Source organism: Robertmurraya kyonggiensis, assembly GCF_005116465.1.
GTDB classification, from domain to species: domain Bacteria; phylum Bacillota; class Bacilli; order Bacillales; family Cytobacillaceae; genus Robertmurraya; species Robertmurraya kyonggiensis.
Genome location: NZ_SWBM01000002.1, coordinates 490,901 through 511,320 on the forward strand (window position 1 = coordinate 490,901; position 20,420 = coordinate 511,320).

A 20,420-nucleotide genomic window follows, 5' to 3' on the forward strand; every position below is an offset into this window, starting at 1 on the left:
GCTCTGGCCTTTTCCAAACACTGCAGGAAAACAGGAAGGATGCGTATCGTTGAGTAATTTTAAAGGTCTATTCATATCTAAAAATCAAGTGTGGAAAGAGCAATTAAGCAATCTATTAAATGATGATCAAATCGAGCTTTCAACGGTTTCAGATTGGAAACGAACCTTTTTAGAGCAGCAGCACTATCATTATATTTTTGTTGATTTGGAGACGATTGATGATCCGCGAAAGCTTCAAATTCCATCGACCAGCGTTTTAATCGGTTTGACGAGCGAGCATGATTTTGAGATAGGAAGAGAATTGCTTGTTGCGGGTGCGAAGGACTTGATTCTATTTCCAGAAGAAGAACATCGCTTGAATCATTTAATAAAAGAATTAAACAACCAGTTTCTTTTTCAAAAAGAAGCGGAGTCTGGGTATGGAACGGGTCAAGTTCATGCCTTTTATAGCGCAAAAGGTGGCAGTGGCAAGACGTTGTTGGCCTCAATGGTGGCTCAATCTCTCAGTATTCACCACCAATTGAAGGTATTGGTGATTGATTTAAATGCTCAATTTGGGAATATCGATGTCCTGTTTGGGAGTCAGCCGTTCCGTTCTTACTATGACTTAATTCCGGTCATGGAGGAAATGGATATTCGCCATATTCAAAACATTGGTCAATACATAGAGGATGCTAATCTCACCTTGATTACAGGGCCAACCGACCCGGCAAAGGCGGAGCAAATTCCCGATGAGTTAATCAGCAGGCTTATTAGAGTGGCGAAAAGCCAATATGACTTTGTCATTCTTGATTTGCCATCTTCCATCAATAATCTTTCATTTACAGGCTTAAACGAAGCGACCCATGTGCATTATGTGTTAACGCCCGATAGCTTGGGACTGCGGGCTTATAAATACGCGGCAGAGATGTTTGAGCGTCTCCAAATTGGAAAAAATGACAATCTTTCGATCATCGTGAACCGTGTCCATTCGAAGCTGGAGTTAACGGAGAAGGATATTTCAAAGATTCTTGATAAAGAAGTTCATGGACTGATTCATTCTGACTTTTTCTCGATTCAACCAACCCTTAATATGGGAGGAGCCTTTTTTAAAAAAGTAAAAGATAAAGGCTCCACAAAGGTTGCGAAAGATGTGAAGAAGTATTCAGATGAGCTGATGAAACGGACAATGAGGTGATGAGATGTCCTGGATTGAAAAAGCAGCGGTAATTGGCGCAAAGAAGACACAGCAGGAATGGAATGTTGGGCAATCACAAATTGATGTGTGGGTTCGACATTACAAGGACCGTCTTATTAAGGAAGCGAATCTTGAAACGATTACGATGCTACCTCCAGTTGAGCGAAAAAAAACGATTGAACGCTTAGTAACGCAGATGATTAACGAGGAAAAGGTGATCATTACATCTGACCAGATGGAGCAGATTATTCAGCAAATTATCAATGAATCGGTCGGATATGGGCCTCTTGAAAGTCTATTGCGAGACGAATCGATTACCGAAATTATGGTCAATGGTCCGAACGAGATTTTTATCGAGAAGAACGGAAAAATTGAGAAGACACGGGTAAAGTTCAAGGACGATAATCATGTTCGGCATATTATTGATCGGATTATCGCCCCTTTGGGCAGAAGAATTGATGAGAGCTCGCCAATGGTCGATGCGAGGCTACAGGATGGAAGCCGTGTGAATGCGGTCATTCCACCGATTAGTGTCGATGGCCCATCGATTTCTATCCGGAAATTTCAAAAGGACCCGTATACCTTAGATGACTTGAAAGGCTTTGGTAGCTTTTCAGAAGAAATGGCTGAATTTTTGCAAGGCGCCGTACAAGCAAAATCCAATATTCTCGTATCCGGTGGAACGGGGAGTGGGAAGACGACTCTGCTGAATGTTCTATCAGGTTCCATTCCGCGAGGCGAGCGGATTGTGACGATTGAGGATATGGCAGAGCTTCGATTTACCCATGATAACTTAGTTCGTTTGGAAGCACGCCCGCCGAATATGGAGGGAAAAGGAGAAGTGACGATTCGTCATCTTGTGAAAAATGCCTTGCGGATGCGACCAGACCGTATTGTTGTCGGGGAGGTTCGTGGTTCAGAAGCTATCGATATGTTACAGGCGATGAACACAGGGCATGAAGGTTCTTTAACGACGATTCACGCGAACAGCCCAAAGGATGCCCTAGGGCGTTTGGAATCGATGGTCATTATGTCGGGCCTTCCGTTGACGGTAGAGGTAATTCGAGGCTATTTCGTTGGTGCACTTGATTTGATTGTCCAAACCTCAAGATTTTCCGATGGTAAAAGAAGAATCGTTCACATTACTGAGATTGTCGAGGAACAAGGGGCGATTCAGTTGCGAGATGTGTATCGATTTGAACGCCAAGCAACCCTTGCAGACGGTACGGTTACTGGCCAATTTTTAAAAACGGATTACACACCAAGAATCATGGAGAGGTTCCAGGCTTTTGGCATTCATTTGGAACAAAGTCGTGTGGAAAGTGGTGTCCTTCCATGAACTTAAGCTGGGTTGCCTTAACTGGAAGTCTTTTTACCTTCATTACGGGTATTTACTATATCGTTCAAAGTCGCAAGACGAGGAAAACGTATAAGCAAATGTATTCCTGGTTTGATAAGAAAAAGCAACAAGAGCGAAGAAGCTTTGTCTTATTGATCGGTGATAAATATGACGACTCGGAACTAGCAGAAACCCTGAAGAAGAAGCTGATACAAGGGGATATTCCGCTAAAACCGTCTGAGTATATGGGGATTTACATTCTCCTTTTAGCAGCCTTAACCTTTGTCAATGTCACGCTCCTCGGACTTGTTACGATGATGGGATTCCTATTTGCCTACTTAATCGTGGCGGTGGGATCAAAGCTCTATTTGAGCTCGAGGAAGAACAAGCGAACAGAGAGCTTTAATCATCAGCTTCCGGAAGTATGCCGGATGATGGCAAATGGGATTAAGGCGGGACAAACGATTCCCCAAGCGATTGAAATGGTCGGAAGGGATATTAAGGCTCCTAGTAAACTCGAATTTCAGCAAATGGATTACCAGTTGAAGCTAGGGGATAGCTTAGAGCTCGTCATGAATGAATTTCGCGAAAGAGTTTCCAGCAATGATATCAATATTTTCGTGAGCACGATTTTAATTCAGCAAAGGGTAGGGGGAAATCTCGCCGAGGTTCTCACCAATATGGCAGAAACGCTTGAAGAAAGAAGTCGGGTGCATAAAGAAATTAAGACGATTACAGCTGAGAGTCGTTCAGTTGCTTACATCCTCATGGGCATGCCGGTATTAATGGCGTTAATGATGAATCTCTTTATTAAAGGATTCTTAAACGTTCTATTTACACCGTTTGGATTACTGATTTTTGCAGGATTTGCTGCGATGAACTTTGTCGCATTTGTCATTATCAAAAGAATTACGACGATAAGGGTGTAAGGCTATGAAATTCTTAAGTCTTTTTTCAAGTGTTATGTTTATCAGTATTCTAATCTTATTGTTTATTGGTTTTGTATTTTTGTATTTATATATTGCGAAAAAAGATAATTTGCTTAAAGCGAATGGACTTACAGAGAAAAAGAAAAAGAAGAAACAGAATTTGCGCGAGCGTTTTGTTATGCCACTGGTGAAGTTGGGGAAAAAAGCTGGTCCCATCGGCATTAATTATCCCTTTTTTACGGATATTCAAAAGACTGAAGTTCTGATTAATCAAGCAGGGAATCCTTTGGGGATGCATCTCCAGGATTTTTATGGGTTTCGCTTTGTGTTAGCGATGTGTGGTCTTGGTTTTGGGTCATTTTATAGTTTCATAGGTTTTCCTTTTGCGATGCCGGTTATTCTCTTGGCTATCTTTGGTGGCCTATTCGGACCGAATGTCTGGATTTATTTTAAAGCAAAAAATAGGCAGGAAATGATTAGTGTGATGATGCCTGATTTTCTTGATACGGTCAGTGTTACCTTGTCGGCGGGGGTCAGCTTAGATGGCGCTTTGAAGCAGGTGACAAAGCAGTTCGAGGGACCGTTAAGTGAAGAGATTGACCGTTTTAATCGAGAGATTGAGTTAGGGGTAACCCGCTCGAGTGCGTATCAAGGATTAATTGACCGGAGCTCTTCAAAAGAGCTGCACTCGCTCGTAAATGCTCTAATGCAAGGTTCTACATTGGGAGTGCCCGTCTCAAGGACATTCAAATTGCAAGCCAGTGACTTACGAGCCACACGTGGCTTTGCCGCAAAGGAAAAAGCAGCGAAGGCAAGTCCGCTAATCACGCTTGTGACGACATTTTTTATTGCACCATCCGTTATTGGATTGATATTGGGATTGTTGGCGTTGAACCTTATTTATAATCCAGAAGCATTTGGATTGGATCACTTTTTCTTTTAGATGAGTGGGGTGATTGGAAAAATAGCTGGAAAAATTCCGGTTAAGCTATCTATTTTCATGATTTTAAGGCTGTTTAGGTCATTTAAGCGGAAAGTCTCCGCCTATTTCACCTAAATTCCGTTAATTTAACAAAATAAGCGGAGTTTCACCGGTTAAGCTATCCAAATTCATGATTTTAAGGCTGTTCAGGTTATTTAAGCGGAAAATCTCCGTCTATTTCATCTAAAATCCGTTAATTTAACAAAATAAGCGAAATTTTTCCGGTTAAGTGGGTACACCTACGCCTGTCGAAAACATTTTTGAAATTAAATTTTTACGATATTAGGAGGATGAACATGTTGATGAAGAAAGCTTGGAACAAAATGAATTCTGTGTACGCACGCTATGTAAACAATGAGAAGGGGGCACAAGCCTTAGAGTGGGTGGCGCTTGGTCTTGTTGTATTAGCGATTATGGGTGTGATTGCAGCAGGGATTAATGGGGATACCTCTTTAGGGAAGTCGATTATTAATAAACTGAAAGAAATGATTCAAGGGCTATAAGGAAAGTATGGGCAAAGGATGGGGTGATGTCGTTGAAGGGGATTTTAAAAAAATATATCAAAAATGAACGAGGCTCACAGGCGATTGAGTTTGTCGCGATGTTCCCTTTAATTATTTTGTCCATCCTTATTATTTGGCAAATTGGTCTTATTGCTTTTTCGTTAGTAGTCGGTGAATCTGCTGCCAGAGATGGGGCAAGAGCTGCAGCCATACATGATCCAAATTGGAAATCGGTTGCGGAAAGGTCCGCTTCTGGGATAAAAGTTGAAGTGTCAGGTGGACCGGGAACGGTCGATGCCCAAGTTTTTGTGAAAATCACGGCTCCGATAGTCAAGCTCCCTTTGATTGGCGACATGGAATTTACGTATACAGTCGATGCGGTCATGCCTATGGAGGATGATCCCGATGAAAACTAATAAACTGAAATCCTATTTAAAAAATGAACGAGGCAGCGGGACTCTCCTGATCATGGTCGGCATGGTTCTAGCTGCCATCTTTTTTGGATTGCTCTTTTTTGATTTTTCCAATGTGTTCATTAATAAAAGGGTCACGCAAACCGGTGCCGATGCGGCTGCAATTGCGGCTGCGAAAACGGCAAATGATTATATGAAAGACGAATTACAAACGAAAACCCAGGAGGAGCTTGATAACCTTGGGGAGGAATGGGAGAAATTTTTAGAAGAGGCTTTGGGAGATTTGGAAGAAGAAGAGGAGGGCGAGGAAGATGGCGATGAGGGTGAAGAGACGCCTCCACCAGATCCGCCTTCTACTGAGGAACTCTTAGATTTGTTTGTTGATATGAAAGAGACAGTGATGGGAAAGAGTATGCCAGGGGATGTAAGGGCGTGGCTTCTTAATCACTCTGTTAGCGTGAAGGCTCTGACAGCGATGAAATTTTTCTTTGATGATGAAGAAGTCAATGAAATGTCCTGTAAAGTCGTTCGTGAACATTTGGGGGATGCAAGAGAAGAAGCGGAGGAATATGCAGAGAAGAATCAAAACGATCATGTAACGGAGTTTACTTTTATCCCCGAGGATTTCCGAATATACGTTGAAACGGACCGAAGTGGGAAATACACAACGGTTCCAGATAAGGAGGTTCCAGCAGTCACCTCAGAATCCTCAGCAAAAATTGGGGATCCGGAAGGTTATACGATTTCTTGCAGCTAAATCTATAAATCTATAAGGATGGTGAAGGAGGAAAGGGGATGCCTCAGAAGGAAAAATGGGTTGGATTTTTCATATGCATGATCGTAGTTCTTTATCTACAGGCATTTTTGGTGCAGCCAATTTATGCTAATGTAGAAGATATACAAACTGATGGTCAGAATATTCATGAAACAAAACTGAACGATGGCAAGGGAGAATCCGTCGGTGGCGGTGGTGAAGATGTTCCGTGGTGGAAAAAGGCATGGAACAAAGTAAAAGACATTGGAAATAAAGGTTTGGATCTGATAGAGGATATAGGTGATTCTATTGGTGATCAATGGAATGAATTTCTCGATTGGTCTTCAGATGCCTTGGATAGTACGAAGGACTGGATATCTGATGTCGGAGGTGACATTGGAGATTGGTTCAAAGATGTAGGCAGCTCGATCGGAGCATTTTTCTCGGATGCCTGGGATTGGATTCAGGAGAATGAATGGATCCAAACGATAGCAGCAGGTTTATTAGCAACAGTGATCATCATCGGTGGTGCCTTCCTGATTGTTGGAAGCTTGCCAGCTATAGCCGTTATTGTGGTTGTTGCCGGTCTTGCAATCGGTGCTGGCTTCTTATATCAATGGCTAGCAGGAGAAGATTATAATTTCTTCGGTGCCTTGGGAGCTTCCTTAGTAGGAGGACTTGTCGGTTATTTCGGAATGACAACTGGTGCATTTGCTGCAGGCTGGGCATGGTTAAGGTATACGGCAGGACCTGCTGCTTGGTCATGGATTAAGGGAACGGCTGTCCCGTGGGTGGTTGGACGAGGTCAGGCTGCTTGGAGATGGATGAAAACAGCTGCCTATCCATGGATTCGAGGGAAAGTTGTTTCGGGTTGGCGCTGGTTTAAGGGGTTGCCTGCTTGGGGGCAGATTAAGGCGGGATTTGGTATTCCTAACTACTGGAAGGTAGTCTTAAAGGGTGCAGGAATGTCTGGCCTCTTTTCTGGGCTAATAGATATTGCCAACCAATTAATGGGTGACGATCCTTTCTCAGTATCTTCATTACTTAGTAGTGTATTCTTTGGTGCGATTACAGGCGGCTTCTTTGCTCCTGTATTGGCTACTACTGGCCTTGTATTGAGTGGCTCTTTAATTAGTGTGATGAGTATTGCTAGTGGTCTAGAAAACTATTTTTCAAGTGGCTTTGGTAAAGGTGAGTGGAGAAGCTGGCAAAACTTTGTGACTGGGACACTTACATCGTTTATCTCAATCGCAACGTTATCTAAAATATTTAGTAAGATTCCTATTCCAATAGTGGGTGAGGGGCTTCAAAAAGTTGTTGAAGAGTATTTTATTAAAAATCCAATAGATGATTTATTACCGAAAAATGGGGATGCCAAGACGAAGACAATTGATTCTCCTAAAGAAGCACCGAAAAAACCTGAACCAGTTCCATCTGAGGGGAATTTAGCTGATAATGCTAAATCCAATTCAAATGAAAAGACAACATCTCCAAATAATCAATTACAAAGTAACCCGTTAAATAATAGGACTGGTGGAGGAATTAAGCCTCAACCATTACAATAGAGATATGAGGTGAAAATTTGAATAAAAAGAAATTCTCTATCATTACTTGGTCTTATGTAGGTGTGATAGTGCTAATATTTGGGATCTATTTAGCTCGGAATATGGATGAAAATTGGGAAATTAATTTAGATGGTCAGAGAGGGAATATGTATACATTTCTAGGACTAATATTCATTGCTTGTATACTTACCGCTATTGATTTTGCAGGAATAAATGAAAAAAGCAATAAAATAACAAAAAGTACTATTTATGGTGGTCTTTCTGTGGCTGCATTTTTTCTTATTTGGAGGGCGGCGATGGCACTCGTTTGACCATACAGAAACTTATTAATAAAAGAGTTTAAGCTTCAAAAAAAGATTAACCAATCCGTTGGAGTTAATCTTTTTAAGCCCATTTATAGAAGATGTTCAGTCATTGTTATTTTGTTGAAGGACGCGAGGTGTGATCTTGGACAAAAAACACTTCTCAATTATAACTTATAGTTATCTCACCGTTTTGATAATTGTATTTGTCATCTATGCTTTTAAAGTAGCGGATGAAAATTGGAAAGTTGAAATAGAGGGGCAGATAGGAAATTTACTAACATTTGTCGGACTGTTGTTCATTGGTCTGATTCTTGCGTCGATTGATTTTGCAGGTATTAATGAGAAAGGGAACAAGTTGACGAAAAGCTCTATATATGGAGGCTTGTCAATTGCTGCATTTTTTCTTATTTGGAGATTAATGATGGAAATTGTTTGATCAATAGAAACATTGAAAAGAGACCATAAAAAGAATAGCACCATTCTATTGGAGCTAATTTTTGTACTATCTTTTAAATTTAAATTTTGGATGACTTATCAAAGATATATTCATTGAATCACAGGAAAGCAGAAATTATCAATCCTCAGCCATTACAGTAGTAAAAAAATGAGGTGAGATTTTGAGTAAGAAATTGTTAAAAATAATCACCTGTATCTATTTATTTGTCTTCGTCTCATTATTTGCCGTATATGTTAGTCAAGTTGCTGATAAAAATTGGCAAATTCAGTTGGAAGGCCAGAAAGGAAATTTGATTATATTTGCGGGCATGGCGTTTATTGGTATGATTCTTGCAGCTATAAATTTTACTGGAATTGATGAAAAGGGTAATAAAGTGACGAAAAGCTGTATATGGGGGACTTTCGGTTGCTGCATTTTTTCTAATTTGGCGGGCGATGATGGCAGTTGTTTGAGCGTAGTAGATTCAGCTTATTCTCTGAGTCAATCTCTTTTACAAGGAAACATGAGAGATTGAGAATTGAGGCGGCAAATTGAAGAAGAAACATTTTTCATTGATTACAAATGTTTATTACTTATTGATTATTGGCCTTTTTGTTATCTATGCTTCGCAAGTTACAGATGACAATTGGAAGATTGACCTTACCTATGAAAAAAATAATCTACTTATATTTGGAGGATTGTTTTTTATTGCATTAATTTTAACTTCCATTGATGCCGCTGGAGTAAGGGACAAAGGAAGTAAAGTCCAACTTAACACGGTTTATGCGGGATTATCGATTGCGACTTGCTTCTTAGTATGGAGATTAATGCTGTCGATCTTCTAATAGAAGTTTATTAGGTGCAACGATAGTGATGATCAAAAAGATTAGTCTTATTTCACCGGGCTAATCTTTTTAAATTCTTTTGATGGAGATGGAAAATGAGATGAATATTATTTTCTGAGGGTAATTATGCGAGGTGTGATTTTGGACAAAAAAATTTTCTCAATCGTAACTTATAGTTATCTCTCCCTATTGGTTATTATTTTTGTCATCTATGCTTTTCAAGTAGCAGATGAAAATTGGGTAATTGAATTAGACGGGCAGAGAGAGAATATATTCATATTTTTTGGCTTACTCTTTATTGGTGTGATTCTTTCCGCTGTTAATTTGGCTGGTATTCATGAAAAAAGTAATAAGGTGACGAAAGGTATGATTTATGGAGGCCTATCGGTTGCTGCATTTTTTCTAATTTGGAAGGCAGCGATGGCACTCGTTTAATCCTGTTGCAAAAATTTTTCTCAAACGAAATGTATAAGTCGGGACCTTTCTCACAGCCCGAAAGAGTCCAAAAGTCTCAGAAACTATTCCTCTTTAAAATACGTAAAACTTATAAAATGAAAAAATTGGAAGATGTTCTTTTGAAGGAGGAGACTATGAAACGAAAAGTGCAACTGTTTGGCTTTCTTTGCTGTGTGTTACTCTTGGCAGCCTGTAGCAATGCGGATAAGAGCGAAACAAAAGCAAAGGAAGCGGAAAAAGATAAATATGAAAAATTAGTAGAACAGAAAAACAGTGAACTGGAGCTTCTACCTCTTGAATTAACTTCATATGCGGAGGAAATCGGCGCTACCCTTAGTAAGCCGAAGTACCAAAAATTCGCTGCAAACGGAAAAGTGACGATTGAGGGGAAAGTCGAGCAAGCTAGTCAGCTACAAGCAGACTATGCGTGGATTAAGATTCGTTCGAATGAAGAAGGTCCAGCCGGTTCTGAGCATGAATACTATGCCCCGATTGAGGACGGAGCTTTTAAACAAACGATTCATTTTTTTAACGGGGAAGGCGATTATCAAGTAACCGTTCAGCTCCCAAGTACAGATGCAGAGAATTATTTTTATGATACGGCAAGATTTGACGTGATCAACGTCAATCCAGAGCAAAAAAGAGATCTTACGTACACTCCGTTCGGACTTTTAGCAGGATTGTCAGTGGATCTAAAAACAAGTTATGTAAAAGAAAATCAGACCTTCCTACTGAAAGGGGAGGCGTCGAATCTGACGAATGGCGTAAGAATTATGCTAAGTGTGACAAAGGATTCGGAGCAATGGAAGCATGTTTTACCGATAAAGGATGGAGCATTTGAATTTGAGGTGCCGTTGTTCTATGGAAAGGGTCTGCACAAAATAGAGGTATTAGTCCCAGATGATGAACGGGAAAATTATTTTCAGCTAGGGACAAATATTTTAGTAGATAACGAGTCAGAGCAAGTGATGAAGCCCATTGAATTCTCGGATGTATATATTGAGCGAGGAGTCACCTTGGAGGAACCGACATTTGGTGGCGTCATTTCTGAAGGAGAGTATCATATCAAAGGTTCAATTGACCCGAATGCTGAATTTGCGCAAGATACGACCCATATTTATGTGACCTCAGTAAAGGGTGAGGATGAGGCATTAGATGTCATTCCAGTCGAGGATTTCTCCTTCGATGATTCCTTCTATTTAAGGTTCGGACCAGGCACTTATGAAATTACCGTAAGTGTTCCAGAGATTAAAGAAGAGAATAGCGATCGTTTTCGTTATTTTGGATTTGCGAAATTCGAGGTCGAATCTACTGGTGAGGATAAAAGAGATTTGCTTCCTGCCAGAGGTGTTCAATCAGACGATCCGAAAATTATCCAACTAGCTGAGGAACTAACGAAAGGAAAGGCTACTGAACGAGAGAAAACGAAAGCAATCTATGATTATGTCGCACAGAATATTTCTTATGATGTTGGTAAAATGAAAAACGATGAGTTTGAATGGGATGATAGTGCACTTAAAACGCTTGAGGAAAAAACTGGCGTTTGCCAGGATTACGCTTACTTGGCGATTGCCTTACTAAGGGCAGCCAATATCGAAGCAAGATTCATAGAGGGTACGGCTATGGGGGGATTCTGGCCATCCAAACACGCTTGGGTAGAAGCGAAAGTGGATGGAAACTGGCTTGTGATGGACCCAACTTGGGGAGCGGGCTATATCAAGAACGACCAATTCGTAGCTGCATTTAATGAGGATTACTTTGACCCGAATATGCAAGAGTTTGAGAAAACGCATTATCGAACAGGTGTAATGTATTAAAAAAACGTGGTGTGCCCTTAAATTCAAAGCGCGTGACGAAAAGCTTAAATATTTCGTCACGCTTTTTTTAGATTTCACAATATGAGAAGGTTATATCTTAAACCGATCTGTTTGTTTCTTTAGGTGATCGGAAATCATCTTCATGTTTTCCATTCGGGCTTCAATATCTTTATAGATTTCTGTTTGCTTTTGGACTGCTGTACTAATATCTTGAGAAGTAGCAGCATGCTCTTGTAATCCGTCCGAAAGCGTTGTAACTGCTTCGGTCATATCCCCCGTAATTGTGGATTGATTCTGTGATGCACCGGTCATAGCGCCGATTTTTCCAGAAATGCTTTCAATAAAGTTTAGGATATTTTGAAATTCCTCAGATGTTTTTAATACCTTCTCAGAACTTGCTTGAATGAATGATTGTTCTTTCATTATAATTTCGTCGGTTTCGAGCATTTTTTGCTGAATCTCATCGACAATATGATGAATTTGCTGCGCTGAATTTTTACTTTCCTCTGAGAGCTTCTTCACTTCATCGGCAACTACAGCAAAGCCTTTTCCGGCTTCGCCCGCCCGTGCAGCTTCAATCGATGCGTTTAAGGAAAGCAGGCTTGTTTGCTCGGTAATTTGTGTGATCATTGCAACAATATTTTCGATTTCTTTGGATGACTTTTTCAATTCCCTCATTACCTTTAACACGTCTTTTGAAGAAGCTTGTACATTATGTATGGCAGATACAGCATCGTTGACCGAAATCTCGCCCATAGATGCAGCTGTTAATACCTTTTCACCTGTTTCATTTGCTTCTTGTGCTTCGGCAAATATCATTTGTGCTTGACCCGTTATTTCTTGAATACTCGCTATTGCCTCTTCAGAAACAGTGGCACTGGATTGAATATTTGAGCTGACAAACTCAACAGAAGTGGCAACTTCTTTCATTTGTTCGTTGGATTTTTCAATGGAATGTAGAACCTCTTGGGTCGACTGGTAAAGTTCATTTGAATTTTTTATAACTTCCTCTACTAAGCAATGGATTTTTTCGATAAAACGATTAAACCACAGGGTCATTTCTCCGATTTCATCTTTACTCTTTACCTCTAATCGTTTTGTTAAATCTCCTTCACCTTCAGCAATATCTTTCAACATATGAGATGTGTTCTCTATGTTTCGGACTACTGAGCGGCTCGTAGTTAGAAAAATAAGTAGTGATATGATCGCACCTATGATAGTTCCACCAATAAGCTGGATAAATGTTATTTTCCGTAACTGCTCAGCGTTCTTCTCCCGGTCAATTAATTCATTTTCTTCGATCTCAGCAATTTGTGTGAGCTGATTACTAAATTCATCCTCAACGATCGCTCCGTTTTCGATTTCAACTGGACGAGTAGCCTCCATGATCTGGTTGCGGAGCTCAGTTTCGTCACCCGAATAGGTTGAAATAATCGTTTCTACCTTTGCGAAATATTCGTTTACATAGGACTCAATATCTTTTAATAATGCTTGTTGTTTCTCATTTTTAGAGACTAAGGAGTCAACATTTGCTATTTTTTCAAGGGTTTCAGTTTGTGTTTCTTCAAAAACTTTCTCCGGAGATTCTGTTGATTGCTGCATTGTTATTCCAAGACTTCTTGTTGTTTCTTGCAATTCACTTGTGAGAGCTAGGATTTCCCAAGATTGTTTATCTTCAATATTGGATTTAACTAATTTTCCGAAGTTAAGGGCCGATAATATGGCAACAGTTGAAAAAATGGTGATTACCATTAAAATCGAGAGTCCGAGCTTTAATTTGATTGATAGACGATTAAACATATGTATTTCCTCCTGAAGTATGACAACTAGGTCATTAGTCATAGGAAGATCATATAAGATATGTATGAATAAACTATGAACAACTTGTTTCTTGAATGTGAAATATTTATCAAACTTACTTCAAAGAAAAAACGCCATATAAAATGGCGTGAATGTTAGTGCTCTGTATTGTCGGTTACATTGCTTTGCTGTTCAGCATTCGGATCAATGTCACCGTATCCCATAGCTTGATTGGTATGCTCCTTGTGATACTGTGTTCCTGACCCTTGCTGGTTGGTCATGTTGCTCGTACTCTGTTTCTGCTTATCATTTGATTGAGTCGACAAAAAATTCACCTCCTTCACACTCACATAGGATGTGAAGTATGAGTGAAATTATTCGAACTTAGTTGATTCACACGGTAGGGAAGCATGACTTACATTAAATCTCGTGTAAATCTATCAAAAATGACTTTATTTATAGGTGCCTAATCTGCCTAACATTTGGTAAAATAGAAATTGAAACCATTTTACATAGAGATGCTAGAAGCATTTTAATAGAATTTTAGATAAAGGTAGGTGGCAGATGTGGGTTTAGATTGGTTGATGGAACTATTAAAGGGCACGCTTAAGCTTTTTCTTCATCCGGTATTTTATTACTGCTTTTTCATTGCGGCTGCATTAGGCGTTTCCCGTGTTAAAAGGGAGCGCAAAAACTTCTCGGTTCGCTCGGAGAATGCTTATTTTGAATTAAGACAGCTACTTCCATTGGGGATTGTCATCGGGATTGGCATATCGATCGTGACCATCGCGGCGGGCATCACGATTCCGTTCGCAACCATTCTTTTTATGGCGGTTCTCACCATCCTTTTAAGCGCGACAACAAAACCTCGCCTGATTGCACCTGTCTATGTTGTTGGCCTCGCCTTTTTCCTAACGGTAGTTGCAGGAGGCGAAGAGTGGTCCGTGCCATTGTTTCGTGACGCATTTCTTCAGTTAGACGAGAAAATATTTCCATCAGTCGCGGCATTGCTTTCCTTATTAGTCATCGGTGAGGGGCTCTTGATTCTTATTAATGGGAAAAAAGGGACTTCTCCTAAGTTGATGAAAAGTAAGAGGGGCCAAAGAGTCGGCTTACACGAAGTGAAACGCTTGTGGATGGTGCCCGTGTTCTTGTTCATACCTGGAACCGCTTTGCAAGCACCGTTCGAATGGTGGCCGGTATTTTCAATCGGAAACGAAAGTTATTCAATGATTCTCGTGCCGTTTGCGGTCGGATTTCATCAGCAAATACAGGGTATGCTTCCAAAGGTCGCTATCCAAGCCTTTGGTAAAAAGGTTGTGGCGTTGGGCATCTTTTTGGCGCTTCTATCCGTCGGAAGCTATTGGCTACCGATTTTAGCGATAGGGGTTGTGGCAATCGCCATTGTTGGACGTGAAGTTTTGACATTAAGACAACGAATAAAAGATGACAATTCACCATTTTATTTTTCCAAACAAAATCATGGGGTTATGATCCTAGGTGTACTACCAGGCTCACCTGCGAGTAAAATGGCGCTTCAGGTTGGGGAACTCGTAACAAAGGTGAACGGAACGCTCGTCCACGATGAGCAAACCTTCTACGAGGCCCTTCAACGAAATCGCGCTCACTGTAAGCTCGAGGTACTAGACGTCAATGGCCAGGTACGTTTCGTTCAAAGAGCGCTTTATGAAGGCGATCATCATGAGTTAGGTATTCTCTTTGTTCAAGAAGAGAAGAAGTGGGGAACGGCAGCGGTTTAAAAAGAAAGAAGATTTCACTGAAAAGGTACGGTTTTGAAAATAGAGTCTTTATAGACGCTTCATGCGGACACAGTTCAAGGTTTTTTAAAAAATGGTATCTTCATGAACGCAACAATGGTGAAAAATAGTATCAAATTTAATGCACCTGCTGGGTGCTTTTTTTTTATAAAAATGATGCTCAATGTTCAAGTTAATGTTAAGGTTAGTTGGATATGTTTTAATGAAGAGATGGGTATCATGGTAAGGACATCTCCATTAAGTGATGGAATGAATTTGGAGGTAAAGTTTTATGAATAAGAGATGGACAATCGGAGAAATTAAAAAATTCGTTGAGAACAATTCAGATAGTAAGTTATTAACAACGGAATATCATGGCTTTTCTCAAAAGTTGCTATTCAAATGCGCATGCGGCAACCAGTTTGAAAAACCATTTAAGAAATTTAAAGATAATCATCAACGAAAATGTGAAGTGTGTCAGCCGCCGAAAGCATCAAGATAATAAGGGTGGCATCGATGGAGGATGCTTAACATACTAGATACGGAGTGGATTCAATGACTAAGCCCAAGGCTAAGGCTAAGAGCGGTACTGGACGAGGAACGGGAAAAAAAGGTTGGAATCGTTGGCAGGCGGGAGCAAACAAAGCGAAAAGTGCCAAACCTTATAAGAGTAAAGGTGTTAAACATCGCGAGGAGACCAAGGGTTCTGACGGCGAAGCCTGATGCACGTTTACTGGGAGTTTAATTTTTTCCAAAAGCTTAAGCGTTAATTTTGAATTAACGCTTATTTATATGGAACAACCAATATATTCAAAAGCCACTTCTCCGATATTTTAATCGATTGACTTCCTTCGTTAATTCATCAATTTGCTGCTGCATTTCTTGAAACCGTCCATTCAATTCTTCTTGAGCCGTTCTCTCGCTCTCTTCTTCCATTTTGAACTCTTCAATCGCATCTATAACTGAAAGCAGTCCAAGAACTTCTTCAATAATGGCAATGATTGACACGGACAGTGCGAGTCTAAGACTAGAAGGGATATCTGATTGGTCATTCTCTTCTTTGTTTGTCGAATTAAACATTGATTAACTCCTTTATTTGTAGGTGTTAATAAAATTTATGCTTTGGAATTTTGATTCATTCAATCTTTACTTTTGAGAGTTCGATATCAAAAATTAATGAATAGAAATGACAACCTTTCCCTGAGCATGACCTTCCTCAAAATACCTAAATGCATCAGCAACTTCATTTAACTTATACTGTCTATCAATCACTGATTTTACTTTACCGGTCTCGAGAAGCTTCTTCAAAAAATGGAGATCCTCTTGGTTTGATTTCTGTAACAGACTGCTCATTTTCTTCTTACTAGTCATTGAGATAAAAGGTCCGAGCATCAGAGTTTGATACATTTGAGTTTCGGCACCGCCTACATGAACAAATATCCCGCTCGGTTTTAATACCCGCTTATATGCTGAAATAGGGTGTGAGCCATTGACTCCAAGAATCAAATCATACTTCTTCGCATTTTGAGTGAAATCGTCTTTTGTATAGTCGATGACATGGTCTGCTTCGAGTGACTGCAAAATTTCTATATTTCGTGTACTACAAACACCGGTAACGTTGGCCCCCAATGATTTAGCAATCTGTACGGCGAATGTACCCACGCCACCGGAGGCACCGTTAATTAACACTTTTTGACCAGACTGGATCATTCCTTTATCACGTAATCCTTGTAGGGCAGTAACACCTGCCATCGGTGCGGCGGCTGCTTCCTCGAAAGAAATGTTAGTTGGTTTCAACGCTAAAGCTTGTTCTGGTGCAGTGGCGTATTCAGCAAAACTACCCCAGCCACAAGCAGATAGATCTCCGAATACTTCATCTCCAGGTTTAAAATGCCTAACATTTTCACCAACAGCTTCAACGATCCCAGCGACATCACCACCTGGTATCGGATATTTTGGTCGCCGTAATCCGAAAGCCAAGCGAGCTAAATGAGGTTCTCCTTTTAAGAGAACAAGATTGCCAAAGTTAATAGATGCTGCACGAATTTTGACCAATACTTCCTCTTCTGTCGGTACCGGTTTTTCAACCTCTTTTAATTCTAGAACATCGGGTGAACCATATTTTGGACTAATGATTGCTTTCATGCATACCCCTCCAAAAGTCATCGATGATAATAATACGAATGTTGGGAGGCATAGATTCATAAAATAATTGAATTTTTAAAATTTTGCAAAGTAAACTATCCTATATAGATGAGCTTTAACGGGGAAGTGATACCATGCAGGAGATTGTTAAAAGAATCAATCATTGGATCAACGTTTTACCTGAAGAGTACAAGTTAATGTCTGAACAGGAAGCTTCAAAAAGACCATTGCCAAATAAGTGGTCAAAAAAAGAAATCCTAGGACATCTCTGCGATTCTGCCATCAATAATATGGCGAGATTCATCAAAATTCAATATGAAGAAGAGGTATATGTGATCCAATCGTATAACCAAGATCAATGGGTCACACTGCAAAATTATCAGGCTCTCCCAGTTAATGAAATCATCGATCTTTTTCAGGCATTGAATAAACAAATCGTTTAGATTGTCACCAATGTTCCTGATGAGAAGCTAACAAATCTTTGTGATATAGGGGATAACGAATTGAACACATTGGAGTGGCTAATCCGAGATTATGTTGTTCATATGGAGCACCATATCAACCAAATTAAGAATTAGGATGAATGAAAGGAGGCAGCAGATTGGAGATTTTAAAATATCGTGAATCGGATTGTGAGGCGATGGTTTCCTTGTTTTATGAAACGATTCATTCCGTCAATGCGAAGGATTACTCACTAGAGCAATTAGATGCTTGGGCACCGAGGGATGAAAGGGAAGTAAAAATGCAATCTTGGAATGAGTCCTTGGGAAAAAATATTACTTTCGTTGCAAAGATCAATCATCAAGTAGTGGGATTTAGTGACTTAACCAGAGAAGGCCATTTGGATCGACTGTTTGTACATAAGGATTATCAAGGAATGGGAATAGCAACGGCATTGGTGGAAAGATTAGAATCTGAGGCAAAGAAGCTAAATCTGAACGTAATTGATACAGATGCGAGTATTACAGCTAGACCCTTTTTCGAAAATAGAGGTTATAAGGTTGTCCGAACTCAAGAGAATGAGCGCAGAGGTGTTGTATTGATCAATTTTAAAATGGTGAAACAATTGTCTTAGGAAACCCTCTTTAATATTTAGATTTCTCAATAACCGTCTCCAAAGCAGAGTGATATTCTTTTTCGTAATGCCCATCTGGACAAGATTTAATCACAATAGGATTGAGCATGCTTGATGTGCTATTCATCAATACTTTATTGCAATGAGGGCATTTATCCATAAACAAGTCTTTAATGAAATTCATTGTAAATTCCTCCATACACTTAAATTCCTATGTGTTTAATATGAATTATAATTAGAAATAGGATTGGTTTCAATCATTATTTTATGTCATGTTATAAAAAGAGTGAAAAAGGCGAATTAATCTGAAGCGTTCGCAAAAAAGGTATATAATGAAGATGAGATCAATTTCGACTAGAAATCTTCTTATACAAAGGTGGACAATATGGACATCAGTTTTATCATCACACTCTTTATTATTGGGTTAATTGGCTCTTTTCTATCAGGTATGTTAGGAATTGGGGGAGCCATCATCAATTTTCCCATGTTGTTATATATTCCGGCTGCCTTAGGGGTTGGGCAATTTTCCGCCCATGAAGTATCGGGTATTACGGCGATACAGGTGTTTTTTTCGACCATAGGTGGCGTGATTGCTTATCGTAAAAGTGGTTATTTAAATATGAAATTAATTGCGGTTATGGGAATTAGTATTTTAATAGGGAGTTTTATTGGAGGATTCGGTTCCACGCTTTTACCTGAAAAAACGATCAATATTGTGTATGGTGTTTTGGCCTTGATCGCCGTCGCATTGATTGTGATTCCGAAAAAAGGTACGGTTGATGTTCCACTTGGCCAGTTGGTTTTTAGCAAGGGGATTGCTGCTAGTCTTTCCTTTTTAGTAGGAATTGCTGCGGGTATTGTCGGTGCGGGCGGTGCGTTTTTATTGGTTCCTATTATGCTAACGGTGTTAAAAATTCCAATAAGAGTGACGATCGCATCATCCCTTGCTATTACACTTATTTCATCGATTGGGACGATCGTTGGAAAAATATCAACGGATCACATCGCGATGCTCCCTACACTCATTATTGTCGTAGCTAGTGTTATTGGCTCCCCGTTAGGAGCGAATACGGGGAAGCGGTTAAATACGAAAGTCTTACAAATGATTATGGGAATTCTTATTTTAGCAACAGCGGTGAAGGTTTGGTTGGACATATTATAGAAAGAAAATTTATACTTAAAATTGATACAGCAAAAGGAGGATACGAACATGATTATCACAGACGCAGCACGTGACGAATTCAAGAAAATGTTCAAAGAAGAGAATGCTACTAACATTCGTATCTTTTTTGATGGCTTTGGCTGAGGGGAGCCAAGGATAGGACTGGCTCTGGATGAGCCAGAAGAAGATGATATTATCGTGATTATTAATGAGATAAAGGTAGCAATTGACCCTATTATTGAACCGAATACGGAAGACCTTATGCTTGATCTTAGTGGAAATGGCCAAGGGATTTCGATGATTGGTTCAACGGGAAGATGCTGCTAAATAGAATGATTACGTAAGGTACAAAAACGGTAGCAAAGTTGCTACCGTTTTTCTAATGTTATGGTCGCTTTGACCAAGGAGACACAGTTCCAATAATCTTCCGGTCAGCTTGACTTTCGATTGCTTCAATAACGCCCTGACAAATTTCTTGATGGGTGAGCCAACGTGAAGATTGGCTTTCAAGGACAAATCCTAAAATGGTTTCGCAATAGTTGATGTTAGGGTATGCTTTTTTCATAAAGTCTCGGTCATTTGATTTCTTTTCGGGGTTTCCATACGCACTTCCAAGCAAACGTAAATAGGTACTACCTGGAGAGGTCGTGTGCTGCAAGTCCATTAAAGCTTTCGGAGCATGAGGGGCATTGCTGTGAATCCAATTCACCGATGTTCGAATGGGACCATATTGTGTAATGGAACGAGATATCTCTTGAATGAATTCATCAGTATTTGTATAGTCGACAGCGACAGAGTTCAGAACGCCAGGCGTTCCTTGCAATTCTTGCTCCAGCATTTGCAATTTTTTTCGATTACGACCAACTACTGTTACTATATTTCCTTGCTCCATGAAATACTTCACAACACCTTTTAACATTCCAGAGCCACCAACCACTAAAACATGATCTTTACTCATCA

At 39.9% G+C, this 20,420-nt stretch carries 28 protein-coding genes; 22 read left to right on the top strand and 6 right to left on the bottom strand.

All coding sequences use genetic code 11. The features are described 5' to 3' along the window. The first annotated feature begins 49 nt into the window (after positions 1-49). From FA727_RS13530 to FA727_RS13595, 14 genes are all read left to right on the top strand, one after another. Positions 50-1,177: a CpaE/TadZ family protein gene (locus tag FA727_RS13530; RefSeq protein ID WP_158318866.1), complete on the top strand. Its 1,128-nt coding sequence runs from the start codon at positions 50-52 to the stop codon at positions 1,175-1,177. A gap of 4 nt (positions 1,178-1,181) precedes the next feature. Then, a complete protein-coding gene (locus FA727_RS13535) occupies positions 1,182-2,516 on the top strand; it encodes a TadA family conjugal transfer-associated ATPase (RefSeq protein WP_136831628.1) in 1,335 nt (444 codons plus the stop codon). Further along, complete coding sequence (locus tag FA727_RS13540; protein WP_136831630.1) at positions 2,513-3,445, top strand: type II secretion system F family protein; 933 nt, start codon at positions 2,513-2,515, stop codon at positions 3,443-3,445. Before FA727_RS13535 ends, FA727_RS13540 begins: the two co-directional genes overlap by 4 nt. A gap of 4 nt (positions 3,446-3,449) precedes the next feature. Beyond that, entirely contained in the window at positions 3,450-4,388 is a 939-nt protein-coding gene (locus FA727_RS13545) for a type II secretion system F family protein (RefSeq protein ID WP_136831632.1), read from the top strand. Between the two features lie 335 nt (positions 4,389-4,723). After that, complete coding sequence (locus FA727_RS13550; protein WP_136831634.1) at positions 4,724-4,930, top strand: hypothetical protein; 207 nt, start codon at positions 4,724-4,726, stop codon at positions 4,928-4,930. Between the two features lie 32 nt (positions 4,931-4,962). Then, on the top strand, positions 4,963-5,346 hold the full coding sequence (locus FA727_RS13555; protein ID WP_158318867.1) for a TadE/TadG family type IV pilus assembly protein: 384 nt from the start codon (positions 4,963-4,965) through the stop codon (positions 5,344-5,346). Beyond that, on the top strand, positions 5,336-6,100 hold the full coding sequence (locus tag FA727_RS13560; protein ID WP_158318868.1) for a pilus assembly protein TadG-related protein: 765 nt from the start codon (positions 5,336-5,338) through the stop codon (positions 6,098-6,100). Before FA727_RS13555 ends, FA727_RS13560 begins: the two co-directional genes overlap by 11 nt. A gap of 38 nt (positions 6,101-6,138) precedes the next feature. Further along, a complete protein-coding gene (locus FA727_RS13565) occupies positions 6,139-7,662 on the top strand; it encodes a phage tail tape measure protein (protein WP_136831640.1) in 1,524 nt (507 codons plus the stop codon). Between the two features lie 17 nt (positions 7,663-7,679). Beyond that, a complete protein-coding gene (locus FA727_RS13570; protein WP_136831642.1) occupies positions 7,680-7,973 on the top strand; it encodes a hypothetical protein in 294 nt (97 codons plus the stop codon). A gap of 130 nt (positions 7,974-8,103) precedes the next feature. Next, positions 8,104-8,403, top strand: a complete 300-nt coding sequence (locus FA727_RS13575; protein WP_246041876.1) for a hypothetical protein — start codon at positions 8,104-8,106, stop codon at positions 8,401-8,403. A gap of 181 nt (positions 8,404-8,584) precedes the next feature. Further along, a complete protein-coding gene (locus tag FA727_RS13580; RefSeq protein WP_246041877.1) occupies positions 8,585-8,938 on the top strand; it encodes a hypothetical protein in 354 nt (117 codons plus the stop codon). Between the two features lie 16 nt (positions 8,939-8,954). Then, positions 8,955-9,248, top strand: a complete 294-nt coding sequence (locus FA727_RS13585) for a hypothetical protein (RefSeq protein ID WP_136831646.1) — start codon at positions 8,955-8,957, stop codon at positions 9,246-9,248. A 135-nt stretch (positions 9,249-9,383) separates the two neighbouring features. Further along, entirely contained in the window at positions 9,384-9,683 is a 300-nt protein-coding gene (locus FA727_RS13590) for a hypothetical protein (protein ID WP_246041885.1), read from the top strand. Between the two features lie 155 nt (positions 9,684-9,838). Further along, complete coding sequence (locus tag FA727_RS13595) at positions 9,839-11,521, top strand: transglutaminase domain-containing protein (RefSeq protein WP_136831650.1); 1,683 nt, start codon at positions 9,839-9,841, stop codon at positions 11,519-11,521. Between the two features lie 90 nt (positions 11,522-11,611). On the opposite strand, the gene FA727_RS13600 is transcribed toward FA727_RS13595, so the two are convergent. Together FA727_RS13600 and FA727_RS24060 are read right to left on the bottom strand one after the other, a co-directional pair. Next, entirely contained in the window at positions 11,612-13,321 is a 1,710-nt protein-coding gene (locus FA727_RS13600; RefSeq protein WP_158318869.1) for a methyl-accepting chemotaxis protein, read from the bottom strand. Between the two features lie 155 nt (positions 13,322-13,476). After that, positions 13,477-13,647 (bottom strand): hypothetical protein, encoded by a 171-nt coding sequence (locus tag FA727_RS24060; protein WP_158318870.1) that lies wholly within the window; start codon positions 13,645-13,647, stop codon positions 13,477-13,479. Positions 13,648-13,887: 240 nt separating this feature from the next. On the opposite strand from FA727_RS24060, the gene FA727_RS13605 reads away from it, so the two are divergent. The 4 genes from FA727_RS13605 to FA727_RS13615 all read left to right on the top strand — a co-directional run bounded on the left by FA727_RS13605 (position 13,888) and on the right by FA727_RS13615 (position 15,801). Then, entirely contained in the window at positions 13,888-15,081 is a 1,194-nt protein-coding gene (locus FA727_RS13605; protein WP_136831654.1) for a PDZ domain-containing protein, read from the top strand. 102 nt (positions 15,082-15,183) lie between these two features. After that, a complete protein-coding gene (locus FA727_RS24065) occupies positions 15,184-15,378 on the top strand; it encodes a hypothetical protein (RefSeq protein WP_158318871.1) in 195 nt (64 codons plus the stop codon). Then, positions 15,371-15,580 (top strand): hypothetical protein, encoded by a 210-nt coding sequence (locus FA727_RS13610; protein ID WP_136831656.1) that lies wholly within the window; start codon positions 15,371-15,373, stop codon positions 15,578-15,580. Before FA727_RS24065 ends, FA727_RS13610 begins: the two co-directional genes overlap by 8 nt. Before the next feature lie 53 nt (positions 15,581-15,633). After that, entirely contained in the window at positions 15,634-15,801 is a 168-nt protein-coding gene (locus tag FA727_RS13615; RefSeq protein ID WP_136831658.1) for a DUF3934 family protein, read from the top strand. A gap of 87 nt (positions 15,802-15,888) precedes the next feature. Here the strand turns inward: FA727_RS13615 and FA727_RS13620 are convergent, their stop codons facing one another. Together FA727_RS13620 and FA727_RS13625 are read right to left on the bottom strand one after the other, a co-directional pair. Then, positions 15,889-16,158, bottom strand: coding sequence for a hypothetical protein (locus tag FA727_RS13620; protein WP_136831660.1), 270 nt, complete (start codon positions 16,156-16,158; stop codon positions 15,889-15,891). A 93-nt stretch (positions 16,159-16,251) separates the two neighbouring features. Beyond that, positions 16,252-17,223, bottom strand: a complete 972-nt coding sequence (locus tag FA727_RS13625; protein WP_136831662.1) for an NAD(P)-dependent alcohol dehydrogenase — start codon at positions 17,221-17,223, stop codon at positions 16,252-16,254. A gap of 134 nt (positions 17,224-17,357) precedes the next feature. On the opposite strand from FA727_RS13625, the gene FA727_RS13630 reads away from it, so the two are divergent. Together FA727_RS13630 and FA727_RS13635 are read left to right on the top strand one after the other, a co-directional pair. Continuing rightward, positions 17,358-17,666, top strand: a complete 309-nt coding sequence (locus tag FA727_RS13630; protein WP_246041878.1) for a hypothetical protein — start codon at positions 17,358-17,360, stop codon at positions 17,664-17,666. 158 nt (positions 17,667-17,824) lie between these two features. Then, entirely contained in the window at positions 17,825-18,298 is a 474-nt protein-coding gene (locus FA727_RS13635; RefSeq protein ID WP_136831664.1) for a GNAT family N-acetyltransferase, read from the top strand. Positions 18,299-18,308: 10 nt separating this feature from the next. Here FA727_RS13635 and FA727_RS24415 read toward each other — a convergent pair whose 3' ends face one another. Beyond that, positions 18,309-18,482 (bottom strand): hypothetical protein, encoded by a 174-nt coding sequence (locus FA727_RS24415; protein ID WP_170209266.1) that lies wholly within the window; start codon positions 18,480-18,482, stop codon positions 18,309-18,311. 201 nt (positions 18,483-18,683) lie between these two features. On the opposite strand from FA727_RS24415, the gene FA727_RS13640 reads away from it, so the two are divergent. Both FA727_RS13640 and FA727_RS24960 read left to right on the top strand, forming a co-directional pair. Then, entirely contained in the window at positions 18,684-19,460 is a 777-nt protein-coding gene (locus tag FA727_RS13640) for a sulfite exporter TauE/SafE family protein (RefSeq protein ID WP_136831666.1), read from the top strand. Between the two features lie 198 nt (positions 19,461-19,658). After that, a complete protein-coding gene (locus tag FA727_RS24960; protein ID WP_281280894.1) occupies positions 19,659-19,787 on the top strand; it encodes a hypothetical protein in 129 nt (42 codons plus the stop codon). A gap of 58 nt (positions 19,788-19,845) precedes the next feature. Here FA727_RS24960 and FA727_RS13645 read toward each other — a convergent pair whose 3' ends face one another. Continuing rightward, positions 19,846-20,418, bottom strand: coding sequence for a Rossmann-fold NAD(P)-binding domain-containing protein (locus FA727_RS13645; protein ID WP_136831668.1), 573 nt, complete (start codon positions 20,416-20,418; stop codon positions 19,846-19,848). Between the last annotated feature and the right edge of the window lie 2 nt (positions 20,419-20,420).